Annotated in this window: 21 protein-coding genes; 4 read left to right on the top strand and 17 right to left on the bottom strand. The window is 52.6% G+C overall.

Annotated elements, in window-relative coordinates; all coding sequences use genetic code 11:
• Window positions 1-2 precede the first annotated feature (2 nt).
• A complete protein-coding gene (locus AC3WQT_RS10650; RefSeq protein ID WP_492703852.1) occupies window positions 3-917 on the bottom strand; it encodes an AraC family transcriptional regulator in 915 nt (304 codons plus the stop codon).
• 105 nt (window positions 918-1,022) lie between these two features.
• Here AC3WQT_RS10650 and AC3WQT_RS10645 point away from each other — a divergent pair, with 105 nt between their 5' ends.
• Window positions 1,023-1,769 carry an SDR family oxidoreductase gene (locus AC3WQT_RS10645; protein ID WP_492703851.1) on the top strand — a complete coding sequence of 249 codons (747 nt, stop codon included), beginning with the start codon at window positions 1,023-1,025 and terminating at the stop codon, window positions 1,767-1,769.
• Window positions 1,770-1,843: 74 nt separating this feature from the next.
• Here AC3WQT_RS10645 and AC3WQT_RS10640 read toward each other — a convergent pair whose 3' ends face one another.
• The 10 genes from AC3WQT_RS10640 to AC3WQT_RS10595 form a co-directional block, all read right to left on the bottom strand.
• On the bottom strand, window positions 1,844-2,872 hold the full coding sequence (locus tag AC3WQT_RS10640; protein ID WP_492703850.1) for an adenosine deaminase: 1,029 nt from the start codon (window positions 2,870-2,872) through the stop codon (window positions 1,844-1,846).
• A gap of 276 nt (window positions 2,873-3,148) precedes the next feature.
• The gene (locus tag AC3WQT_RS10635; protein WP_423006001.1) at window positions 3,149-3,406 is read right to left on the bottom strand and encodes a BTH_I0359 family protein; all 258 of its coding nucleotides are present in this window, start codon (window positions 3,404-3,406) and stop codon (window positions 3,149-3,151) included.
• 442 nt (window positions 3,407-3,848) lie between these two features.
• The gene (locus AC3WQT_RS10630) at window positions 3,849-4,238 is read right to left on the bottom strand and encodes a GTPase (protein WP_492703849.1); all 390 of its coding nucleotides are present in this window, start codon (window positions 4,236-4,238) and stop codon (window positions 3,849-3,851) included.
• Window positions 4,239-4,268: 30 nt separating this feature from the next.
• Window positions 4,269-4,991: a response regulator gene (locus tag AC3WQT_RS10625; RefSeq protein WP_492703848.1), complete on the bottom strand. Its 723-nt coding sequence runs from the start codon at window positions 4,989-4,991 to the stop codon at window positions 4,269-4,271.
• A gap of 216 nt (window positions 4,992-5,207) precedes the next feature.
• The gene (locus AC3WQT_RS10620) at window positions 5,208-7,601 is read right to left on the bottom strand and encodes a sensor histidine kinase (RefSeq protein WP_492703847.1); all 2,394 of its coding nucleotides are present in this window, start codon (window positions 7,599-7,601) and stop codon (window positions 5,208-5,210) included.
• 41 nt (window positions 7,602-7,642) lie between these two features.
• On the bottom strand, window positions 7,643-8,230 hold the full coding sequence (locus AC3WQT_RS10615) for a DUF4390 domain-containing protein (RefSeq protein ID WP_492703846.1): 588 nt from the start codon (window positions 8,228-8,230) through the stop codon (window positions 7,643-7,645).
• 56 nt (window positions 8,231-8,286) lie between these two features.
• On the bottom strand, window positions 8,287-9,717 hold the full coding sequence (rsmB, locus tag AC3WQT_RS10610) for a 16S rRNA (cytosine(967)-C(5))-methyltransferase RsmB (RefSeq protein WP_492703845.1): 1,431 nt from the start codon (window positions 9,715-9,717) through the stop codon (window positions 8,287-8,289).
• Between the two features lie 190 nt (window positions 9,718-9,907).
• Window positions 9,908-10,792 (bottom strand): alpha/beta hydrolase, encoded by an 885-nt coding sequence (locus AC3WQT_RS10605; RefSeq protein ID WP_492703844.1) that lies wholly within the window; start codon window positions 10,790-10,792, stop codon window positions 9,908-9,910.
• 4 nt (window positions 10,793-10,796) lie between these two features.
• Window positions 10,797-11,141 (bottom strand): DUF1840 domain-containing protein, encoded by a 345-nt coding sequence (locus AC3WQT_RS10600; protein ID WP_492703843.1) that lies wholly within the window; start codon window positions 11,139-11,141, stop codon window positions 10,797-10,799.
• Between the two features lie 136 nt (window positions 11,142-11,277).
• Window positions 11,278-11,805: a hypothetical protein gene (locus AC3WQT_RS10595; protein ID WP_492703842.1), complete on the bottom strand. Its 528-nt coding sequence runs from the start codon at window positions 11,803-11,805 to the stop codon at window positions 11,278-11,280.
• 282 nt (window positions 11,806-12,087) lie between these two features.
• Here AC3WQT_RS10595 and AC3WQT_RS10590 point away from each other — a divergent pair, with 282 nt between their 5' ends.
• Window positions 12,088-12,426, top strand: a complete 339-nt coding sequence (locus AC3WQT_RS10590; protein ID WP_492703841.1) for a hypothetical protein — start codon at window positions 12,088-12,090, stop codon at window positions 12,424-12,426.
• A gap of 17 nt (window positions 12,427-12,443) precedes the next feature.
• Complete coding sequence (locus AC3WQT_RS10585; RefSeq protein ID WP_492703840.1) at window positions 12,444-12,923, top strand: GNAT family N-acetyltransferase; 480 nt, start codon at window positions 12,444-12,446, stop codon at window positions 12,921-12,923.
• Window positions 12,924-13,004: 81 nt separating this feature from the next.
• On the opposite strand, the gene AC3WQT_RS10580 is transcribed toward AC3WQT_RS10585, so the two are convergent.
• On the bottom strand, window positions 13,005-13,268 hold the full coding sequence (locus AC3WQT_RS10580) for a DUF1161 domain-containing protein (protein WP_492703839.1): 264 nt from the start codon (window positions 13,266-13,268) through the stop codon (window positions 13,005-13,007).
• A gap of 504 nt (window positions 13,269-13,772) precedes the next feature.
• Between AC3WQT_RS10580 and AC3WQT_RS10575 the strand changes: the two genes are divergently transcribed.
• Window positions 13,773-16,016 carry an ATP-binding protein gene (locus AC3WQT_RS10575; RefSeq protein ID WP_492703838.1) on the top strand — a complete coding sequence of 748 codons (2,244 nt, stop codon included), beginning with the start codon at window positions 13,773-13,775 and terminating at the stop codon, window positions 16,014-16,016.
• On the opposite strand, the gene AC3WQT_RS10570 is transcribed toward AC3WQT_RS10575, so the two are convergent.
• From AC3WQT_RS10570 to AC3WQT_RS10550, 5 genes are all read right to left on the bottom strand, one after another.
• Window positions 15,988-17,190, bottom strand: coding sequence for a DUF1501 domain-containing protein (locus AC3WQT_RS10570; RefSeq protein ID WP_492703837.1), 1,203 nt, complete (start codon window positions 17,188-17,190; stop codon window positions 15,988-15,990). The two genes, AC3WQT_RS10575 and AC3WQT_RS10570, sit on opposite strands and share 29 nt — an antisense overlap.
• A 37-nt stretch (window positions 17,191-17,227) precedes the next feature.
• Window positions 17,228-18,892, bottom strand: a complete 1,665-nt coding sequence (locus AC3WQT_RS10565; RefSeq protein ID WP_492703836.1) for a DUF1800 domain-containing protein — start codon at window positions 18,890-18,892, stop codon at window positions 17,228-17,230.
• A gap of 301 nt (window positions 18,893-19,193) precedes the next feature.
• Window positions 19,194-19,877, bottom strand: a complete 684-nt coding sequence (locus tag AC3WQT_RS10560) for a DUF2076 family protein (protein WP_492703835.1) — start codon at window positions 19,875-19,877, stop codon at window positions 19,194-19,196.
• 80 nt (window positions 19,878-19,957) lie between these two features.
• Window positions 19,958-21,481: a YifB family Mg chelatase-like AAA ATPase gene (locus AC3WQT_RS10555; RefSeq protein ID WP_492703834.1), complete on the bottom strand. Its 1,524-nt coding sequence runs from the start codon at window positions 21,479-21,481 to the stop codon at window positions 19,958-19,960.
• Window positions 21,482-21,493: 12 nt separating this feature from the next.
• On the bottom strand, window positions 21,494-21,736 hold the full coding sequence (locus AC3WQT_RS10550; RefSeq protein WP_492703833.1) for an accessory factor UbiK family protein: 243 nt from the start codon (window positions 21,734-21,736) through the stop codon (window positions 21,494-21,496).
• Between the last annotated feature and the right edge of the window lie 122 nt (window positions 21,737-21,858).

Below are 21,858 nucleotides of genomic sequence, written 5' to 3'. Positions count from 1 at the left end.
GATCAGCCTGCTGCCTTCATCGCCTCCCTGGCGAAATGCGTGGGCGGCATACCGGCATGGCGGGTGAAGGCAACACTGAAGGCGCTGGCAGAACCATAACCAACATGTTCTGCAATTTCCGTGATGCTGGCTTCTTGCTGCGCCAGCATTTTCTTGGCCTTTGCCATGCGCCAGGTTTGTAGATACTCCATAGGGGCGATGCCCACAGTGCGGCTGAAACGCTCGAAAAAAGTCGAACGTGACAGGGCCGCCTGCCTGGCCAGCTGCGCCACCGTCCAGGGCTGCTGGATATTTTCATGCATGGAGCGCAGTGCGATCGCCAGTCTCTCGTCTGCCAGCCCGCGTAACAGGCTGGGCGATGCATTACTACCTGCAGTGGAACGCAGGGCTTCGATGAGCAAGACTTCCAGCAGATGCGCGAGTATGACTTCCCGCGCGGGCCGCTGCGCACGCGATTCTTCGCTGATCAGTTGCACCAGCGTGCTCAACCTGTGTTCACCGCGCACATGCAGTAATTGCGGCAGCAGTGACACCAGCAAGGCGGCGTCTGGCGAAGCAAAGCTGCAATGCCCTACCAGCAGTATCACCTCAGGCGGCCCATCTTGGTTGCCCAGCCTGAATTCACCATGCAACAAGGCAACTGGCCCGGTATCGGCATCTTCCTCGGCCAGTGCTTCCATGCTGGACATGCTAAAGCCCTGGGTGGCGGGGATGAGCACAAAGTCACCCTGTTGCAGCAGGACAGGGGCCTGCCCTGTCGCTGTCAAGCGGCAGCTGCCTTCAAGCATAAGACAATAGAAGCTTTGCCCCGATTCCTGGCGGCGCACCCGCCACGAACCCGCAGCCTTGACGACTTTTGCATGCCTGGCCTGAGGCTGCAGCAGGCTGACTACTTCGGCAAGAGGGTCTGTTGACATGAAATTCCCGGACGATTGCTAACGAAAGGCGGATTATTGATTATGGATAGTCCAGCCGCGACTGATTATAGTCTGATTTCCAAAAAAACACTTTCGGACATCATCATGAAAACTGTACTCATCACCGGATGCTCATCCGGGTTCGGCCTAGTCACGGCACAATACTTTCTTGAGCGCGGCTGGAAAGTCATCGCTACCATGCGTACACCGCGCGAAGACCTGCTGCCACGCTCAGAACACTTGCGTCTGCTGGCTCTTGATGTCAGCAATCCAGGCAGCATACGCGCAGCAGTTGAGGCAGCAGGAGATATTGATGTACTGGTCAATAATGCTGGCATAGGCATGCTGGGCGCTCTGGAAGGGACAGATATGGCAACGGCACGTGAAGTCTTTGAAACCAATACTTTGGGAACCATCGCCATGACACAGGCCATGCTGCCGCAGTTCAGGTTGCGCAAGCAGGGCGTCATCATCAATGTCACGTCCAGCGTGACTCTGAAAGCCTTGCCTTTGCTGGCTGTGTATACCGCCAGCAAGGCGGCAGTGAATGCCTTTACTGAATCGCTGGCGCTGGAACTGCAGCAATTCAATGTGAGTGTGAAGCTGGTGCTGCCAGGGAGAGCACCAGAGACGCGCTTTGGTGACAATGCCAGACCACGCATGCAAACAAGTATTCCTCCGGCTTATGCTGAGCTGACGCAGGCTGTGTTTGCCGGGTGGGCTGAATCGAAGTCGTTGCTGACTCAAGCCAGCGATGTGGCAGAGGCGGTATGGTATGCCGCGACCGATGCATCCAGCCCCATGCGCATTGCTGCAGGGGCGGATGCCCAGGCATTGATGGCTGTGAATTAAAGCGAGATGTGGCGAGATGTGTCCAGCATTCCTGCCCCGGCTTCTACCTAGGCAGGAATGCGTATATTGATGGCTCAGTTTTGCTGTGCGTATGCTTCGAGCTCATCCAGCCAGAGCTGTTTTTGCTCATCTGACACGAACGAAGCTTCAAAGGCATTGCGCGCCAGTTGCACTAATTCTTCTTTATCCAGCTCCAACGCATCGGCAGTGGCTATGTAATTCGCATTCATATAGCCACCAAAATAAGCCGGGTCATCTGAGTTGATGGTCACGCATAATCCAGCACGTAGCATGCGCGCCAGATTGTGCTCACGCATATCCTTGACTACGCACAGTTTTAAATTAGATAGTGGGCATACCGTCAAAGGCATGCGGCTTTGTTGCAGCCTGGCCATCAAGGCTGGGTCTTCTTCTGCGCGCACGCCGTGATCTATACGTTCGACCTGCAAGACATCGAGGGCGCTATGGATATAGGCTGGCGGGCCTTCTTCACCCGCATGTGCGACAAGACGAAAACCCATGGCTTGCGCTATCGTGAAGACATGGGCAAATTTTTCTGGCGGGTTGCCGACTTCGGCAGAATCCAGACCCACGCCTGTCCACAGATCAGCATATTCATCGCGCAAGGGCAGGGCCGCTTCCAGCGTGGCAATCGCATCTTCTTCACTGAGGTGGCGCAGGAAGCACAAGATCATGGCGCCAGAAAACCCGTGCCTGGCACGTGCTTCACGCAAGGCGCGGGCGATGCCTGAGAACACAGTAGTAATATGTACGCCGCGTGCCGTATGGGTTTGCGGATCAAAGAACAATTCTACATGGCGCACATTGTCGGCCAGGGCGCGTTCTATATAGGCATGCGTCAGGTCAAAAAAATCCTGTTCGGTTTGCAGTACGGCAGCACCGGCATAATACAGATCGAGGAAAGACTGTAAGTCTGCAAAATCATAGGCTGCGCGTACTTCTTCCACGCTGGCGTAGGGTAATTGCACGCTGTTTTTTTGGGCAAGGGCAAACATCAGCTCAGGTTCCAGTGAACCTTCTATATGCAAATGCAATTCTGCCTTGGGCAGGCCGCGGATAAAGTCGTGCAATTGATTACTCATGATCTTGAACCTGAAATAGGGTAAGTGCCGGATAAAAGTATGGCAATGATACGCTGAAGATATCACTGCACCCTTTTCAGGATATCAAAACCAGATGATGTTCTGTATAGATGGCCGCATATTGATACTGGCCAGTGCTTGATGGTGTGGGATTTTTACGGCCAGCCGGTGAGCAGGCGCGAAGCAGTACGGACGACAGCCCTAGCCATCGTCCATACTTATTATCGCGTCGCGTTCTTCATCGGCTTGTGATGCTTGGTGCTTGTTATTTATAGATTAATGCAGTAAAACGCTTTGTCCCATATAGCCATCGAACTGACCAAGGAAATCATCGATTTCTTCAATACTGGGTTCACTGGCAATGAGTTCAGTCACGTCTTTACGGAAATTGATAGCCAGCGGGCCACCAATAAACCATTCGCGGCGTACGGCCTTGTCGGTAATTTCATAACCGCCAAAGCGCAGGGCTTCATGGTCAGTATCTGCGCCATATTCGATGACGCTATATTGATCGCTGTTGTAAATGATGTTCATTTTATGCATCCTTTCTGGCTGGAGGATATTTCCTCGGGTTACCGTTCATGGTGCTTACATGATGTTGCATACAGCGAATTTCAAGAATTGCCCCAGATTAAGCTAAGCGCCGAGCGATTTTGAACCTGTGATGCTCTCCGTACATTCGTACGACTGCGCGTCTCGGTCCAAACTAGCGCCGCTCGCTACGCTTACTCTGGGACTCTTACTCCCGTAATACCTAGGACTATTCTGTGCTGCTATGAAGTATTACGGCATGGCAACGTCTGGACTTTAGCGACTTAACATTGGTTCACAAGCTAGTGTCCTGAATTATTGGTTCGCTGAAAAATAAATTTGGCGAAATCGGTGCGAGACAAGGAGCAAAGCACAGCAAGGCTGGTGCCTTGCGCGCATTTGCGACGCTGTATCGCATTGATTCTCGCCGGATTTATTCGGCGAATTAATAACTCAGGGCACTTGTACTGTTGATCTCAAGTAGGTTGGCGTAGGTGGGATCCTGGAGTGTTAGCAGGAGCTTATCTAAATGGGCATCTGTGGCGATGCCTAGGTATATATTAGCTGGTTTTTGCCTGAGGGCGCGGTTCAGTGTGACGCGCAGGCTGAGATTGCCTATGCAACAAAAGCAGCCGGGGGCAATGCGGCTGATGTGCAGAAGTTCTGAAGGATGCAGGATATCTTGTCCATCCGGCAAGCCTTCGAGGATGATGATGTTCTTGTCTGCGACAGCGCCGTTGTCAGCTAAAAGGGCAAGGGAGGCTGCAATTGCCGCCTCCCTCTGGGTATAACTTGCGCCGTGTATCAGGTGTAATTGCGCTTTTGCTGCTGTCACACCGCACTCACATTGCGCTTTGCTTAAACATTACTCACCACGTTTTGCGTACTTCATGGACTCAACGCCCAGTTGTTTTAGTTTGCGGTACAGATGGGTGCGTTCCAGGCCGGTTTTTTCTGCCACCCTGGTCATGCTGCCGCCTTCGCGGTTCAGGTGGTATTCAAAGTAGATACGCTCGAATGCATCCCTGGCTTCCCGCAGGGGCAAGTCAAAGGACAGGCTGGCAAATTGATTATTTGGCGCAGCAGCGACTGGCTGGGCCGCAGAAAAATGTCTGGCTTCATAGGCCGGTGCAGCGCTGCCAAAGCTGCCAGACATGCTTGCACTGGCGGCATTGTCATTACTGATCACACGCAGGGCAGGTGCGGCCGGTTTGGGTGCTTCTGTGCTGCGGGTCAGGCCTTGTTGCACTGCTTTCAGCAATTTTTGCAGGGCGATGGGTTTTTCCAGGAAATTCAAGGCACCTATCCGGGTCGCTTCGACCGCTGTATCTATCGTGGCATGACCTGACATCATGATCACGGGCATGGTCAGCAAGCCGTCACGCTGCCATTCTTTTAACAGGGTAACACCGTCTGTGTCCGGCATCCAGATGTCGAGCAAGACCAGATCCGGCCTGGCTTCCTGCCTGGCAAGACGTGCCTGCTGAGCATTTTCAGCAAGTTGAACGACATGACCTTCATCACCGAGAATTTCAGACAACAATTCACGGATACCCATTTCATCATCTACGACCAATATATTTGCCATAAATCTACCCTATTACCGCCTCTATGTTTTTTTGGGTGCTTCTTACCGTTCGATGTTCAAGCTGGCCTATAGTCTGCCCCAGACTGGCTGGTGAAAACGATATGCTTGTGTTGAATGACAATTTCAAAGTGCCCCTTCTGCTCTTTATCCGTATTCCTCTTTTGGGAATATCGGAACAACTACTACTGCACAACTACTACCGCAAGTACGGCGAACTTATGCCGTATTTGAATCCGGTGCTAACTTTAACAGCAAAATCGCTACTTTTGCACCGTTTGTATCGCTACGATTTTGAATATCGATTCTACCGCCATGTTCATCAATGATTTTCTTCACCATCGCCAGCCCGAGACCGGTGCCACGTGGTTTGGAAGTGGCATAGGGTTCAAAGGCACGTGCCAGGATTTTGCTGGAAAATCCCGGGCCGTTATCGATAATTGACAGGCGTACCGCAGAGTGGGCTATCTGGTCAGTTCCAGTGTAGCGCACAACATCGGTGATTACATCAATACGCGGTATAAAACCTGCAGTGGTATTGTCAGCAACTGCGTCCTGGGCGTTTTGTAAAAGATTGTGAATTACCTGGCGCATCTGGGTAGCATCCCCCATGACCTTGGGTAAATCCGCCGCCATGGTCAGCTTGATGGCATCGCGGCCATCGCCAGCGATATACAAGTGCAGCACTTCATCAATCAGTCCAGCCAGATTCAAAGGCATGAGAACTGCTGGTGGCGTGCGTGCATAGTCACGGAAATCATCGACCATGCGCTTCATCGACGTTACCTGGTTGACGATGGTGGTCGTGCTCTTGTTGAGTATCAGGACATCTGTTTCACTGAGCTTGTCTTGCAATTTCATTTGCAGGCGCTCGGCCGACAATTGTATCGGTGTCAACGGGTTTTTGATTTCATGGGCCAGGCGGCGCGCCACTTCACCCCACGCGATGGAACGCTGGGCAGAGATGATATTGCTGATGTCATCGAATACCACCACATAGCCGCTGCCTGATGCCACTGGCAAATGCGAACCGCGTGCCAGCAGGGTAATGCTTTGTTCATCTTCTGCCACCACTACTTCGCCTGGTGCTGTTGATGCTGCCGCTTTTTTGCCTTTGTTGGGACGCGGTACCTCGATTTGCTGCTGCCAGTGCTGTTCGCGCTCGTTCTCACCGCCAGCGGCTGACTGCGCATGCTGTTCTGAGAAGGCTTTGGAAATGGCAAAGGCAAAGGCCTGCATGCCATCAATATCTGCCAGAGGTTTGTTGATTTCGCTTTCCAGCCTGCGCTGCAAGATACGTTCTACCGATTCATTACAGGTCACCAGGTTGCCATTCTGATCCAGCACCATCACACCGGCTGACATGTTTGCCAGCACAGATTCCAGGTAGGCCTTGGCATTTTCCAGCTCATTGCGGTTTTTTTCTACCGCAGCACGGGCATCAAACAACTGCCGGGTCATGGTGTTGAAAGACTTGGTCAGGCTGCCCAGTTCATCGGTACTGGTGACGATAGGGCGGGGTGAGAAATTACCCTCGGTCACGGCCTTGGTACCTTCTGCCAGCAGCAGCAACGGTCTGGCCAGTTCACCAGAAATCAAAAAGGCGCTGGTGATGGCGGCAACAATTGCCAGCAATAATGTCAGCGTCAGCGTGATGATGTACATTTTTTTCAGGTTCACGCGGCCGATAGAACGTACCTGATATTCACGCGAAGCATTGCTCAGTGCTTCGGCATGCATGGCCAGATTGGCAGGCACTGGTTGTATCAATTGCAGGTACAGGGCTTCGTTTTGCAGTGAAATCCAGCCTGTCGTCATGCGTAGCGGTACAACTACACGTGAGCGCAGGATACGGGCAGGCTCGGGCGCCAGTGCCGGGCGCGTGGCACCACGGGTTTCTGTCGCCATGCTGGCAGTATTGACTGCGCTGGTCGCTGCATTGGCGCTTGTGCTACTGGCGGAACTTGCCGACCCGCTGGCAGGGTCATCGTCCCCTGTCGGCTGTATCAGTTTTTCATCCCTGGCAGCGTAATAGCGTGACAGCTTGACTTGCCTGAGCATGTCTGGCGTCGGCAATTCCGGCAGCAGGCTGCCGACATTATCATTGGCAGAAGCAATCAGACGGCCCTTGCTATTGACGATGGTGGCTTCCTGTATCTGCATGCGTTCGCGCAGGCGTGACAGGTGGATGGACATCGAGCTTTCAGACGGATCAGACAATTCAGCAGCCATGTCATTGGCCTTGGATTGCAAGTCGGCCAGCAAGAAGTCCAGCGCAGTCAGTCCCATGTTCTTGCCAGAATCCAGTGCAGATTCGACCTTGACGTCAAACCAGGATTCGATGGAACGTGAAACGAATTGCACCGAGACCACGTAAATGACTGTGCCCGGCAAAATACCGACCAGGGCAAACAAAACCACCAGCCGGGTCATCAGCTTGGAACCGAACTCGCGCGCCCGGAAACGGCGGAACAAACGCCACACCAGCGTCAGTACCAGCACCAGCAAAGCCAGAGCAACGACTGCATTGGCATCCAGCAGCCATTCGTAGTAACGCTCAAAGCGTGAGGAATTCTCGGAAACGGTGGTCAGAAAAAATAGCAGGATGCTCATCAGAGCACCACCGATAATCAGCGCATACCGCAAAAATCTTGTCACTTGTCTTCAGCCTTGAAGGAAAAACGCTTCCACTCGGTTTTCTGACTCCAGTGACTGTCGTTGAAGCTGGGTATCTGCAAATGCATGGGGATCTTGCTCAGACCCATGCGCAATTGCAAGGCTACGTTATAGTTGGCACCACTGGAGAGTAGTGATTTGTCGGCAATCAGCCAGCGGTTCGGGCGTGTCACCAGGTTCAGGGCCGTGTCGAGAGAGGCGAAGTTCTGTTGCAAGCCATTATTAATGGTGACGTTATATTGCTGCGTCCATTCATTATAGGCAATCCTGACCAGGTATTCGCTCCGCACCACTTTTTCGTCCACCCAGTACCAGCGCGAACGGGTCAGTTCAACTTCAGTGGTGAAGGATACCGGGATGCCATCGCGGATAGCCTTGCGCAAGCTGTCACTGAGTTCAAGTGAAAAAGTGGCGGCCAGGCGGTAACCCTCGTCGCTGGCTTCTATCCTGGCAGTTTTGACTTCCACATCGGCAGCCTGGACTGCAGGTGCCGCCGCCATTGCCAGCAGCACCAACATCAAAGTCAGCGATAACTGGCGCAGCAGGGAAGCGAAACGTCTGAACATGCAATCAATACGGAAACAAAAGTCTGCTAATGATAGCTTGAACTTGTTGGCATTCGTTAATTTTGCAGTGGTTTTTGAAACAATGCATAGAACAAACCGTCATGTTCGTTGTTGCTTTCGGACGTATTGCCCATGCTGGGCAGTAATTGGCCAGGTGCATCCAGGCGTTGCGCGCTATTGCGGGTGGCAAAGGCGGCGGCCTGGGCTTCGGATTCCAGCGGCCAGATAGAGCAGGTGACCATCAGCATCTTGCCGCCCGGCTTCAGCATGCGCCACAGATTGTCGAGTATGCGGGCTGACAAGGCAGCCAATTGGGCAGCGTCGGTTTTGCGGCGCAACCAGCGGCTATCCGGGTGACGCCTGACCACGCCAGACGCCGTGCACGGCACGTCAGCCAGGATGCGGTCATAGGGCTGGCTATCCCACCAGTTGTTGCGGGAGGCATCGCCTTCCTTGATGGTGGCAAACAATTTCAGGCGCGCCAGGTTTTCATGGATGCGCTGGATGCGGGCCGGGTCAGTGTCGACTGCGGTCAGTTCTATATCAGCCAGTTCCAGCAAGTGGCCAGTCTTGCCACCGGGAGCAGCGCAGGCGTCCAGCACGCGCATGCCTGTCTGTACATCCAGCAAAGGTGCGGCCAACTGGGCGGCGGCGTCCTGTACCGACACTACTCCTGCTTCAAAGCCGGGGATGTTCAGTACAGGCATGGGACGGTCAAGACGCACGGCAAACGGGCCTATCTGGCGGGCACCGATTTGCTGGCTGGCCAGTAATTCCAGATAAGCGGCCACTGTGCTGGCGCGCTGGTTCACCCGCAAAGTCAAAGGTGGCGCGTGGTTGCCACAGCTCAAGATGGCTTGCCAGTCTTGCGGATACGCTGCCTTGCACTGGTCTACCCACCACTGGGGGTAATTCCAGGCAGCAGCAGGTTGCTTCATGACAAGCTTCAGTAATTCATCTTTTTCACGCAGGTAGCGGCGCAGCACGGCATTCACCATGCCTTTGGCAAATACCATGTGTGGGCTGGAGGTGGCGGCAGTTACTGCCTGATCCACCACCACGAATTCTTCATAGGCTTTTTCATCATCACCATCATTGCCGACCAGCAAGGTCAGGGCGCAGCACAGCATGCTATATAACAAGGCCGGTTCTGGCGTCTTGTTGGTCATGATCTTCAGCAAGGCATCCACCCTGCCTACCTGGCGCATGGTACGGTAAGCAATATCCTGTATCGCCCCGCGTGCCTGTGGCAAGGCATTGGTTTGCGTAAATACCCTGGTCAGTGCCTGTGGTAATGCCGTACCTTCCAGCACATAGGCTACTGCCTGCGCTGCCCCGACCAGGCTGAAAGCCAGAGAATCTGCTTTGATTTCTATGGTTTCAAATTCCACCTGTGGCTTGCTGAGCACATGGGAAGTGTTGCCCGTATTGGCACTGCGGGCAGGTTTGGCTGGTCGGCCCAGGGTTTTTCTTGGTTGATCTTGCATATGTCTGGATAGTTTTGCTTATTGCAATAAATTGCCTTCATGGCAATTTAACATGGTCAGCCGGATAAGGCGAGAGGGCGTTAGTGTAACAGCCTTGTCGCCTGCATCAGTTTTCTGTGATCCGGCAGCAGGCCTGGCCACGTTGCCCGTATATAAGCAGCATCTGAACCAATATCTGAAATCCACCGGCTCAGGCTGCTTTTTGTATCTGTTCCAAAGGGGTAAATTGCTGGAGTTCCAGCCAGGTGCGCAAGTCGTCGAATACCTTGGTGGCGTCAAGCTCATTAAATATTTCGTGATAGAAACCGGAGTAAATATGTTCTTTGAACGGGATTTCACCCAGCTTTTCCAGGAAGCGCCTGCTACCGGCAGGGTCAACCAGATGATCATCTTCTGCCACCATCATCAGCAAGGGAAGATTTAATTCAGCGGCATGGGCATGACAATAATCCATGGCTTGCAACATGCTGGTCAGCAGGCGGGCACTCAGTCGCGAGTGTACCAGCGCATCATTTTCATAGGCGAGTACCACTTCGCCGTCGTGGGATAAATAGCGGGTTTGCAAGCCATTTGGCAAACCAACACCGGGAATCAGGCTGGAAGCCACTTTCAGCAAACCATGCTGCAGGCTCGACATACGTATCGCCAGCGCAGGAGAAGACAAGATCAGTGCGCGTAGCGGTGTCAGTTGTTCGAGTGCATAGCGGGCAGCGAACAAACCGCCCATGCTATGCCCTAATAATATGGGGGGGGCCGCCAGTTGCTGGCTAAAGTCGCTGATGACCATTTGTGCATCACGCAGCAGGCACATGGAATCAGGTACATCACCGCTGCCACCGTCAGACTGGCCGTGGCCGCGGTGATCATAAGTCCGCACGACAAAACCCAGGGCATTGAAGAACCTGGCGACATGGGCATAGCGCCCGCAGTGTTCGCCCAGGCCATGCATGATGACCACCCCTTGCTGCGGCTGAGCCATGACAGACTCTGCCAGTGGCCAGTCGCGCACAAAAATCGCCTTGCCATCGGCGGTCTGGAGTTCGAATTCCCTGGTATTTTCTACGTGGGAAGTCATGGCTTTATACGCCCCACATCACTTCACGCTGCATCTTGTTGGCAGCGTGCAGCATTTCCAGTACAGGGAAAGCCCTGGTCGCGAAGCTCACCGGCTCTGGCGTTTCGTGTTCATTATCATCACCGTTTTCATTGTGATGGGCATTGACATCGCGGCTGACTTCTTCAGAAATCGAATGTGCCTTGCTTTCGGCAACTGCAGCTTCGATTTTTTGTATCGCTTGCGGTAATTCCGGTGGCGTAATGATGCCGCGCTCTACATCTTTTTGTAGCAGATCAAGAATGCGACGCGCATGTTCTTTGTACATGGTGATTTCTGTAGCAGCCTTGGATTTGAACGTGATCAGCATGGACATTTCCCCTATTTTTCTATGATATGTGAAGATGGAGCGGCCAGATATTAGTAATGCGCTAGCGGTACTGATCTGGCTGCGCTCACTTATATAATAATCCCAAATTGCCTGATTGTCGTTTCAGATTGTTGCTTCAATTGGATTTGAAAGACGTCATATAAGTGTCTATGACGTCCTGCTTCATGTCTTTTTCCTGCCCCAGCATGATAATTTGATACACCCATGGGCCGCGTACCAAAAAGCGGCCTACCATCATGACAGGCTGGCCATTGCGTAATTTGCCACGCACTTCCAGCATATCTGCGCCTGAGCTTTTGGTGGTTTCTGGTGTTCCCTGGATATTCTTGATCATGCCTTTTTTCATGGCTTCCATGATGAGGTCAGCCTTGCTGGCCTCATCAACTTTGGTGCTGCCGACGGCAAAACTGATGCCGCCGACTTCGCCTGCCAGCATATCCATTTTTACATTGATGCCTTCCAGTTGCATGTCCTTGCTGTCACCCAGCGGCTTACCCGGCATTAAAATGGAAAATGGCGCATTGCTGCCACGGGCGTCGCGCCAGTCAAATTTAGGGCTGCAGGCACTCAGCGGTACCAGGCCGATAATGAGGCTGACAATCAGGCTACTAAGCAGCAAGGCGCGATGGATGGCATATTTCATGGAAATTCACTTCTTTAAGATTGCAAAATAGCATTCATGTTTACGGCTTTCTTGCCGTCAACAAACCAGCGCTACATGATAATTCCTTTGGGCAGATCTCGCCTGTTTTTGCGCGAGAATGCAATTTGCTCAGAAAATTGGCAGGTAATTGACCCTCTGTCTTGAGCAACAAGCCATTCTGAGCAGGCATACACTGGGTTATCATTAGCAGGCCAGTTGCTGATCAAAGCAGATCAACACGGGTCAACACATAAGTCTTACTTAATTTTTTTTGGTGCTGTGATGTCATTTTCCAAAGTCTCCGGGATTTTTTTGCTGATGCTGACATCGCTGACGGCTTGCGACCGTCTGGGCTTGCCTGATCCTGCCAGAGAGGCGGCGGCACGCGAATCTGATGCCCGCGCTACCGGCAGTGCCTGCCGCCATGCTGGCCGCGCCATAGAGGACTGCTACGCCCTTAATCCTGATGCAGCCAGAGCGGCAGTGTATGCAGGATGGAAGGAAATGAATGACTATATGCGTGAAAACAAGATAGATGTCGTCAAGCCGGAAATGGTAAAGTCAGACCCGCCTAAAGCCGAAGAAAGCAGCTCCTCTGCCAGTGCCAAGGCAACAAAGTAAAGATGTTGGTGCGCACTATGCAGCCACAAGATCTGGCTGCCGTTTATCAAATACAAACCCTGGCCTATGTCGCTGACATGGTCGAGCCGCCAGCATTGCTGGCCAGCCGTCTGGCTGCAGCGCCAGATTGTGCCTGGGTCGTTGAACAGGAAAAGAAAGTGGCCGCCTACCTGGCTGCCTATCCTTCTGTACATGGGCGGGTCTCTGCACTGGGTCAGGACTTTCAGGTGGCTCAGTTCGCCAATGCGATATACCTGCATGATATGGCAGTCGCACCTGAGCAGGCAGGGCAAGGGTTGGCGCGTGCCATGCTGGCCTCTGCCCTGGCATATGCCGGTCTGCAGGGTTGGGAATATGCCTGCCTGGTGTCAGTACAAAGCACCAGGTCTTACTGGCAAGGTCTGGGATTTATTGAACAGACTGACTTGAATGAAGAGCAAACGATAAAACTGGCAAGCTATGCAGGTCCAGCCTTTTACATGGTCAGGGAATTGTAGAACCCAAAAAGAGAAAAGCGGCTTTGCTGACAGGCCAGCGCCTGTGCTAATCCGCTTTTCAGACAAAGTATCTGGCTTAGCTTATTCTTCCGCTTTACTGCTGCCAGCCTTTTCTTTCTTATAAATGATTTTTTTCTTGCCACCCTCGCAGGTCCCGACGACACGGTGTTTGGTTTCTGTATCTTTTGAGACGACTTGCAGGCTGTAGTTATTTACCCCCTTGCCTTCCAGTTTTGCGGCAACCTTGTCTTTGATGGTTTCACAGGAGGTGACCTCGGCCCAGGCTGGCGCGCTGCCAAGCAACAAACTGATGACCAGACTTTTGACCAAAACGCTTTTTCTCATTTTGCTTGCTCCCTTTCTAAGTTTTTATGTAATACCCTTAGAACCTGTTTGCGATCTTAAGCGCGAGCGTGATCGGGGCTCATGTGCTGCTCTTTACCCCGCTGACGCTCGCTACAGATCGTAAACATGTCCTTACAAGCCAGAGCAGGCTTGTATCTGGTGTATCTTCTTAAAACCGTAACATTTCCTTGCCGTTTTTGATAGAAATAAATAGTTTCTTCGTAGAAAGCGTGGTAAATCGTCTGCAAATTTGCTGCTTGCTGATAAAGTCCTGATGTTCCTATATTCGTTCCTGCATGCGTTTCTACATTCTTTTGCTTTTTTGACGATATAGAACTATCCGTCAAGCTTGTAGTGCTGGAATAGAATATATATATACAATGCAACAATGCTTTACTATTTGGAAATTAAAACAGTCAAAATAAATCGGGCAGCATGCAGGTCTATCAACTTGCCAGACTTTGAGCACAAGGATCAGCTTTGAGCGTGACCGGACGACATGAAATGAAGCCAGCAGGATTGCCTACCAGCCGTTTAGCCATTGCGCTGGCGGCCAGTCTGGTGCTGGCTATCATTGTCGGGGCTGCCATTGCTATCTGGATGCTGCGCATACAGGAAATCGGCAAATGGGAAAAGCAGACTGAAACCTTCAGCGTCGTACTTGCAGAAACAGTCAGCCAGCAAATGGACTTTGCCTACACGGCACTCGACAGCATTGCCGAACGCATCCAGGACCGCTGGAGCGTCAGTGCTGAATATCTGTCAGGCAAATTATCTACCCACGATTTCCACCAGTTCCTGCGTGAAAAAGCAGCGCTGTCGCCTGCCGTTGAAGTCATCTCGGTGCTCGATGTGGATGGCAATGTCATTAACACTTCACGCAACTTCCCGGCCCCCACCTATAGTCTGGCTGACCGCGATTACTTCATAGCGCAACGTGATAATCCGGTACAAGGTATTTTTTTGAGTTCTTCAGTGCGCAGCAAGACTACTGGCAAATGGATGTTCTTCCTCAGTCACAGGCTGACTGGCAGTGATGGCGAATTCATCGGTGTCGTCATACTGGGCATGTCGCCGTCGTTCTATTCGCAGTTTTATGAAAAACTCAGTGCCGATGGCCATGCCTCCATAGGTTTGCTGAGAAATGACTTTACCTACCTGGCGCGCTGGCCAGAGCGTGGCGAAGTCATGGGCATGCGTAACCTGACAGGCAGCACTTACGAGCTGGTGCATGAAAGAAATAAGAAGTCAGGTGTCGTCATCACCAATAGTCCGCGCATGGCTGAAGGTGGCAAAGCCATCACCCGCATGGCAGCAATACAGTCACTGGACAAATATCCATTGATCATCAATTTTTCCATCGATGAAGACCTGTACCTGGCAGACTGGCGCAAAATCAGCACCGGCATCGTCGTTATTGCCATGAGTGGCATACTGGCCATCGTGGCAGCTTTCAGCGTACTGGTTAATTTGCTGGAAAGACGCGAGCAGGATCTGGCGGTAACGACTGAACTCAAACAGCAGGCAGAAGTCATTAACCGCAATCAGGCACATTTGCTGAAAAACCTGACCGAGCAGCAAATTGCCTTGAAAGATTCATCCGACCGCTTGCAGGCGATCTTCCAGAATGCGGCGGACGGCATCATCATGATCGATGATACCGGCAAGATTGAAGCCCTGAACCCTGCCGCAGTAGCGATCTATGGTCATCCGGCTAATGAAGTGGTCGGCAAAAACGGTAAATTTTTCTCACCTCCCGGCCAGCCAGATTTGCTGGGCCTGGCCATGAGCCGCCGGGAATTCCTGGAAACCGGTTGCCTGCGCACAGAGACCGAGCGCATGCGCAAGGATGGCAGCCTGTTCCCGGCTGAGTTGGCGATCACTGAGTATTACCATGCAGGCAGGCGCAAACTGATCGTCATCGTCAGGGACATTTCCGAGCGCCGCAAGATGGAGCGCATGAAGAGTGAATTCATTTCCACCGTCAGCCATGAGTTACGTACACCCCTGACAGCAATCAGGGGCGCACTGGGTTTGATCACCGGTGGTGCCATGGGCGCAGTGCCGGAGAAAATCTCTGCCCTGATGGGTATGGCTCACAAAAATAGCGAGAGCCTGACCAGGCTCATCAATGATTTGCTGGATATCCAGAAAATAGAAGCTGGCAAGATGGATTTTGTCTTTGAATGCCTGCCTTTACACAACCTGTTGCAAACGGCCATCAATAATAATCAGGGTTTTGCCCAGAGCATGAATACTGAAATCGTGCTCGGCGACCAGGTTGAGCAAGCCATGGTCATGGTGGATACCGGGCGCTTCCAGCAAGTCATGGCCAATCTCTTGTCAAATGCCTGCAAGTATTCACCCGAGGGCGCCGTAGTGCAGGTATTGAGCATAGCCAGAGGCGACAATCTCATCCGCATAGAGGTGATAGACCAGGGTTCGGGGATACCTGAAAATTTCCGCGAGCGTCTGTTTCAAAAATTTTCGCAGGCTGACTCCTCAGACACTCGTGCCAAGGGTGGTACTGGCCTGGGTCTGGCGATATCACAGGCCATTATCCGGCAAATGCATGGTGACATAGGTTATTACATGTCGCAGGATGCCGGACATGAAGCTGCGCAAGAAGGAGGCGAGGGCCAGGATGTTTTGCATACTGGCACGCATTTTTATATAGACCTGCCTTTACATAAAGAAGGCCAGAACGGTCTGGAGACGCTTACAGCAAAGCCAGATCACGTGCTTTAACGCCGGCAAAAACCTGCTCTATCTGCCCGGCATTCAAACCATACAGACGGCTGAACAAACCACCCAATACCGCACGATATTCATTCAGCACAGGGTAGTCACGGTTCTGGAATAATTTGCCTGCTTCAAGAGAGACTTGCTCCCCGGCGATTTGCCCGCCCTTGATACCGCCACCCAAAACCCAGTACACCGTGCCATGGCCATGGTCAGTGCCGCGCTTGCCATTTTCGCGGAAGGTACGGCCAAATTCACTGATGACCACTACCGTGGTGTTGCGCCAGGTCTCGCCCATTTCTGTACGGTAAGCTGCCAGTCCGCGTCCCAGTTCTTCAAACTTGACGGCCAGCGTACCTGTTGCCGCACCCTGGTTCACATGAGTGTCCCAGCCGCCGACATCAATAAAGCCTAGTGCATATTTGTCGCGCATGAGTTTGGCGATGCGTTGCGCTTCCAGTTCAAAACCCTTGGTCGAAATGGCATTGCGGTTGGCACTGTTCATTTCCTCTGCCATTTCACGTGCTACTTCATCGCGCATGGCAAAGCCGTCCTTGACGGCTTGTGACAGGCTGGTATCGGCATACATCTGCATGATCAGCTCACGTTGGCGCTGATCGACATTCGCTTTGCTGACATTGCGCAAGGCAGTATTGGCGATACGCGCCTGCCCCTGCATGGCCAGCGGTAACTGGTCAGTGAAAGACATGGCACTGACTTTGCCATTATTACCCAGTACCTTGGCCAGACGATTCAGGAAACCTGAATGGAAATCCCGGCTGGTATTCAGGGGTTGGCCCATTTCTATGCTGTCCTGGGTTTCAAAGTGGCTACGCGACAGATCATCAGTACCGGCAAAGGGGATGAAGGCAGCTTCACCTTGCTGGAACATGGGATAAATCGTGTCACGCAAGGCCGGATGCAAACCCCAGTCAGCATTCAGTGCCAGTGCCGCATCCGGTATGGAACCCGGTCTGGCAATGGCAATATTGGGTCTGGCTTCATAGTAAAAATTGCTGGAAGTAGGTACCAGCAAATTACTGGCGTCGTAGCCGCCGCGCAAAAATACCAGCAGCAAACGGTTCTGGGTAGCCGGTGCAGCCATGACCTGGCTGCTCAAACCCAGCATGGCAGACGATGGCAGCAGGGCCAGCACTTTCAATAAGTCTCTACGGTTCATGGTGATGACCTTTCCGTGACAATTAGCTCAAATTAACTTAACGACGCATCATTTCAGGCGAGGCCAGGAACATGGCATTCCATTCCTGTGCCGTGCGCGTTTGGTTCAATGCTGTCTGCGTAGCGGGGCTGAATTTCGTGCTCCAGCTTTTCACATATGGCGATGCAGCCAGTGCTGGTTGCGGCGGTTTTTCTTGCGGGGCCGGGGAAACAGCTTGTACTACCTGCGCAGCTTGCACCGGTGGTGCAGTTTGCATGCCTTGCACTTGCATGGATTGCATGGCAGGCATAGCTGGCGCAGGCTGTGCAGCCGGAGTATCTATACGGAACAAGCCCGGATTGCCACCCGCAATTGATTTGGCAATATCAAAGCGTACCGTCATCTGGCCAGAACTGGCCCAGGAACTTTCATTGAGTGCATAACCATCAGGTGTCTGCCTGCCATTCAATTGCTGGCCCATCATGTTCAGCCAATTCAGCATGGGGCCGGTATTGACGATGGTGTTTCCATCATAAGCCAGACGCACCGAGGCCAGCATATAGTGCAGCGGGTCTTTGAATTTCTTGCCCAGCGAAGCGATAAATTCCTGGGAGTTAAACATGACACGCAAAGTGGCCGCGATATCGCCATCGGTTTGCAGGAAGCGTTGCGCCATTTTATCGGTCAGGTCTTTTGGCGGTGTATCCGAGACAAAGAAACTGGCCAGCTTCTGGCTGACAAAATTTGCCGTTGCCGGTTGCCTGGAGAGCAGCACCAGAACTTCATCCAGCTCTGCCATGCCACGGCCTTTGACGGTTTTGCCCAGCACCTGTTTTTCACCAAAATCATGGCGTTGCGGGTTGAATTCAAACAAGCCTTGCTTGAAGTAGATTTTCTCCAGCTCAGGCTTCATGCGTGGCGCATCCTTGCTCAGGTTAATGCCCACGCCTGTCAGTACCCGTGCCAGTTCCTGCACATCTTTCTGGGTATAACCGCCATTCACCCCCATGGTGTGCAATTCCATCAATTCACGCGCATAGTTTTCATTGATGCGGTTAGCTGCATTGTGCTCATTATCCAGGTACCTGAGCATGGCAGGGTGCATCACCGTGGCACGCAATAAATCGCGGAAATTACCAAGGGCATTTGGTCGTATTGCCTGTTCTTCAAAATCACCCAGCATGGCGCGTACATTCGCCTTGCCATTATGGATATTGAAATGATTCATCCAGAACCAGCTCATTTGTTCCTGCAACTGGTTGGGCGAATAAATATCACGCAAGAGCGCACGGGTAGAGGCTTCCCTGGCCAGGCGTGTCAATTCTTGCTGGTACTCCTTGCGCAAGGTGTCGTCCGTCCCTTTTTGCTGTTCTGAGGCGATGCGACGGGCTTCCAGGTCGCGCATGATGTCGGTCAGCGGCTGACGGGAGATCGTCATCGCATCAATCTGCGCCTGTATCGCTGGCGGCAAGACTGCATTGCGGCCGCGCAACTGTTGATCGAGATAGCGGTCAGGTCCGACAGCCTGCAAGGCTTGCAAGCTCGTAGGATTGCTACCCCAGGTCAAACGGTTCAGTAATTGTTCCGGCGCGACTGCCGCTTGCGTCAATGTCTTACCGACAGTGCCGTTGTCAGCGCTCTGCTGTGACTGGGTACTGCAAGCTGCCAGCAAGACCAGCAGACTGGCGCTGATTGCATGCTGCAAGTTCAGTTGAATGTTCATGTCTTCCCCTTACGCTCAAGTATCAGCATACAACGCTTTCGGTGCTGAATTGTGATACGTAGTATGAACTCATTTCGTGAAATTTTCGTAACGTGCTGTAACAGCGGAGAGGGGCTGTCAGCATGCCATAAAAACACGACAAATCAGGACAGGCGTGACTTGCAAGCCAGAGAATTGGGAGCCTGATGTCGTCCAGGCAAAGCAGGCTGTTACACAGCGCTATGTTTCATGATGAGATTGTTACTTACAAGTTTGCCCCAGAGTATTCCGGGGCAGGTCACAGGTTTAATTCGAACGAGGGTCAAGCCAGATCCAGCATATCATCAGCACCATCGTCGAAACTGGCAGTATCTACGGTTGGAGTAGTTTCTGCGGGGTGATCAAAATAACCAGGTATCAAATCACTCCCACCCTGGTTCAGTTGCGCAGCAGAACTGTCAGCGCTGGCGGCATGATTCTGGTTACTCTGGTTGCCCATCAAATGCCCTATACCCTGGTACAAGAACGCACCTGCTGCGACGCCAGCAGCTGTGGCGGCCACCGTGCCAAGTACATTGCCAGCACCACCACCAAAAAAGCCGGATGCTGGCGCAACTGCTGGTGCTGCCGCACTGATATAGCCAGCAGGCAGTGGCGGCGGTAGCGCATTACCTGTAACACTATAGTTTGCCGCAGGCTGAACCCTGTTGCTGGCGCTATTCCCCCAGCCAGTAGCGGCAGGGTCGAGAAAGTTGCTTGCGGGAGCAGGATTTCTTTGTGCTTGCAATTCACGCACTTCAGCTTGCAGGCTGGCAATTTGCTGATTGGCATTGACCAAGGCCTGATCCAGCAGCAAGGCTCTTTGCACCAGCAGATAATGCGCATCCGGTTGCTTGCTGACTGCCTCATTAATCAGGCTGAGCGCATGCGCATCCTTGTTGCTGTCTTGCACTTTCACTAGTTGATCGAGAAAGTTTTGTAAAACCTGGGTTTCTTGCGGGGACATGGCCAACTCCTGGTGAGCGAAACAATAATGCTGTCCCCTATCTGGTCATGGCGATGATAATTTCAATGCCACTGACAGCTTTACTGATCCCTGAGCGCCCGTCGGTACTGTATGGCCTCAGCCACATGTGGCGTCGTAATATGTACAGAGCCAGCCAGATCGGCAATCGTGCGGGCGACTTTTAATACGCGGTGGTAGGCGCGGGCGGACCAGTTGAGTTTGGTCATGGCATTGCGCAAGAGTTGCCCGGCTTGTTCATCCGGTTGGCAGTGCAGATCAATTTCTGTGGTCGATAAAAGATTGTTGGCCTTGCCCTGACGCTGTTGTTGGCGTTCAAACGCGGTTTCTACGCGCGCATGTATACTGGCACTGGCTTCACCATCAGCTTGCTTGAGTAAGTCAGCATGCGGCAGGGCACCGACCTGGATTTGCATGTCGATGCGGTCCAGCAAAGGGCCGGATATCCTGTCCTGATAGCGGGCGATAATGTCTGGTGTGCAGCGGCACTTGCCATTACTATGGCCGAAGTAACCGCAGGGACATGGGTTCATGGCTGCGATCAATTGAAAGCGTGCCGGGAAGTCAGCCTGTCTTGCCGCACGGGAAATAGTGATATGACCAGACTCCAGCGGTTCACGTAAAACTTCCAGCACTTTTCTATCGAACTCCGGCAATTCGTCGAGGAAGAGGACGCCACGATGCGCAAGCGAAATTTCACCTGGCCTTGGGGTGCCTCCTCCACCAACTAGTGCAACGGCAGATGCGGTGTGATGTGGTGATCGATATGGGCGTGCTTTCCATTTCTCAATTGAAAAGCCTGAAGTCAGGGATTGCACTGCCGCTGATTCCAATGCTTCCTGATCTGTCATGGTAGGCAAAATGCCGGGGAAGCGGGCGGCCAGCATTGATTTTCCTGTACCCGGTGGCCCCATCAACAAAACTGAATGCGATCCTGCCGCCGCCACTTCCAGAGCCCGTTTGGCCTGTAACTGGCCTTTGACTTCGGCAAAATCGGCGTACTGTGGCCGCCTGGGTCTGGAGGCGGGGCGGTGGCGTACCAGTCTTTGCTCTCCATCCACACCAGCGAAGTGAGCACATACCTGTAGTAGCGAATCTGCAGGGTAGATGGCGGCGTCGCTGACCAGTGCCGCTTCGTCCGCATTCGCGCGTGGCAAAATGAAGGCGGGTTCCTGTGCAGAGTGCTGCTGGCTTTTGCAAATCGCAAACGTCATGGCCAGCGCGCCACGTATGGGCCGCAATTCACCTGACAGCGAGAGTTCGCCAGCAAACTCATACTGTTCCAGCGCATCTCCCGGGATTTGCCCGGATGCGGCCAAAATACCCAGTGCGATGGGCAAATCAAAGCGGCCAGATTCCTTGGGCAAATCAGCAGGTGCCAGGTTCACAGTGATGCGTTTATTCGGGAATTCAAAGCGGGCGTTTTGCAATGCAGCCCTGACCCTGTCCTTGGATTCTTTGACTTCGGTTTCTGGCAGTCCGACGATAGTGAAGGCTGGCAGGCCATTTGCCAGATGCACTTCCACAGTCACCTGTGGCGCATCCATACCATTCAGGGCGCGGCTTTTGAGTACGGCGAGTGACATGCGGTCTGGTACTTAATCGTCTTTTTGCTGTGCTTCCAGTGCAGCGACCCTGGCTTCCAGGGCTTCCAGTTTGGCGCGGGTCTTGGCCAGGACTTGTGCCTGGATATCAAATTCTTCGCGAGTGACGAGGTCCAGCTTGGAAAATCCCTGGCTCATCATGGCTTTGACATTCTTTTCTATGTCCTTGGCAGGTGAGTTTTCCAGTGCCTGGCTGATCTTGGCTTGCATGTCATTAAAGAAATTTTGCTTATCCATTTTTATCCTCTATCTTGTAATTGCACATTTATGGTGCAAATCATGCTTTGCCACTTTTTTGTGCGAAATCGGTCATGCCCGAAATTGGTGCGCAATGTGGATTTTTTCGCTTGCTATTTTAC

The organism is Undibacterium sp. FW305-107 (assembly GCF_058788535.1).
The sequence above is the reverse complement of the archived record's forward strand: the minus strand, read 5'-3'. Positions and strand labels throughout refer to the sequence as shown.

Excerpts from the sequence above, each read along its gene's own strand:
- AC3WQT_RS10650 (WP_492703852.1), bottom strand. The coding sequence starts at position 917 with ATGTCAACAGACCCTCTTGCCGAAGTAGTCAGCCTGCTGCAGCCTCAG.
- AC3WQT_RS10645 (WP_492703851.1), top strand. The coding sequence starts at position 1,023 with ATGAAAACTGTACTCATCACCGGATGCTCATCCGGGTTCGGCCTAGTC.
- AC3WQT_RS10640 (WP_492703850.1), bottom strand. The coding sequence starts at position 2,872 with ATGAGTAATCAATTGCACGACTTTATCCGCGGCCTGCCCAAGGCAGAA.
- AC3WQT_RS10635 (WP_423006001.1), bottom strand. The coding sequence starts at position 3,406 with ATGAACATCATTTACAACAGCGATCAATATAGCGTCATCGAATATGGC.
- AC3WQT_RS10625 (WP_492703848.1), bottom strand. The coding sequence starts at position 4,991 with ATGGCAAATATATTGGTCGTAGATGATGAAATGGGTATCCGTGAATTG.
- AC3WQT_RS10620 (WP_492703847.1), bottom strand. The coding sequence starts at position 7,601 with ATGAGCATCCTGCTATTTTTTCTGACCACCGTTTCCGAGAATTCCTCA.
- AC3WQT_RS10615 (WP_492703846.1), bottom strand. The coding sequence starts at position 8,230 with ATGTTCAGACGTTTCGCTTCCCTGCTGCGCCAGTTATCGCTGACTTTG.
- rsmB (WP_492703845.1), bottom strand. The coding sequence starts at position 9,717 with ATGCAAGATCAACCAAGAAAAACCCTGGGCCGACCAGCCAAACCTGCC.
- AC3WQT_RS10605 (WP_492703844.1), bottom strand. The coding sequence starts at position 10,792 with ATGACTTCCCACGTAGAAAATACCAGGGAATTCGAACTCCAGACCGCC.
- AC3WQT_RS10600 (WP_492703843.1), bottom strand. The coding sequence starts at position 11,141 with ATGCTGATCACGTTCAAATCCAAGGCTGCTACAGAAATCACCATGTAC.
- AC3WQT_RS10595 (WP_492703842.1), bottom strand. The coding sequence starts at position 11,805 with ATGAAATATGCCATCCATCGCGCCTTGCTGCTTAGTAGCCTGATTGTC.
- AC3WQT_RS10590 (WP_492703841.1), top strand. The coding sequence starts at position 12,088 with ATGTCATTTTCCAAAGTCTCCGGGATTTTTTTGCTGATGCTGACATCG.
- AC3WQT_RS10585 (WP_492703840.1), top strand. The coding sequence starts at position 12,444 with ATGCAGCCACAAGATCTGGCTGCCGTTTATCAAATACAAACCCTGGCC.
- AC3WQT_RS10580 (WP_492703839.1), bottom strand. The coding sequence starts at position 13,268 with ATGAGAAAAAGCGTTTTGGTCAAAAGTCTGGTCATCAGTTTGTTGCTT.
- AC3WQT_RS10575 (WP_492703838.1), top strand. The coding sequence starts at position 13,773 with ATGAAGCCAGCAGGATTGCCTACCAGCCGTTTAGCCATTGCGCTGGCG.
- AC3WQT_RS10570 (WP_492703837.1), bottom strand. The coding sequence starts at position 17,190 with ATGAACCGTAGAGACTTATTGAAAGTGCTGGCCCTGCTGCCATCGTCT.
- AC3WQT_RS10565 (WP_492703836.1), bottom strand. The coding sequence starts at position 18,892 with ATGAACATTCAACTGAACTTGCAGCATGCAATCAGCGCCAGTCTGCTG.
- AC3WQT_RS10560 (WP_492703835.1), bottom strand. The coding sequence starts at position 19,877 with ATGTCCCCGCAAGAAACCCAGGTTTTACAAAACTTTCTCGATCAACTA.
- AC3WQT_RS10555 (WP_492703834.1), bottom strand. The coding sequence starts at position 21,481 with ATGTCACTCGCCGTACTCAAAAGCCGCGCCCTGAATGGTATGGATGCG.
- AC3WQT_RS10550 (WP_492703833.1), bottom strand. The coding sequence starts at position 21,736 with ATGGATAAGCAAAATTTCTTTAATGACATGCAAGCCAAGATCAGCCAG.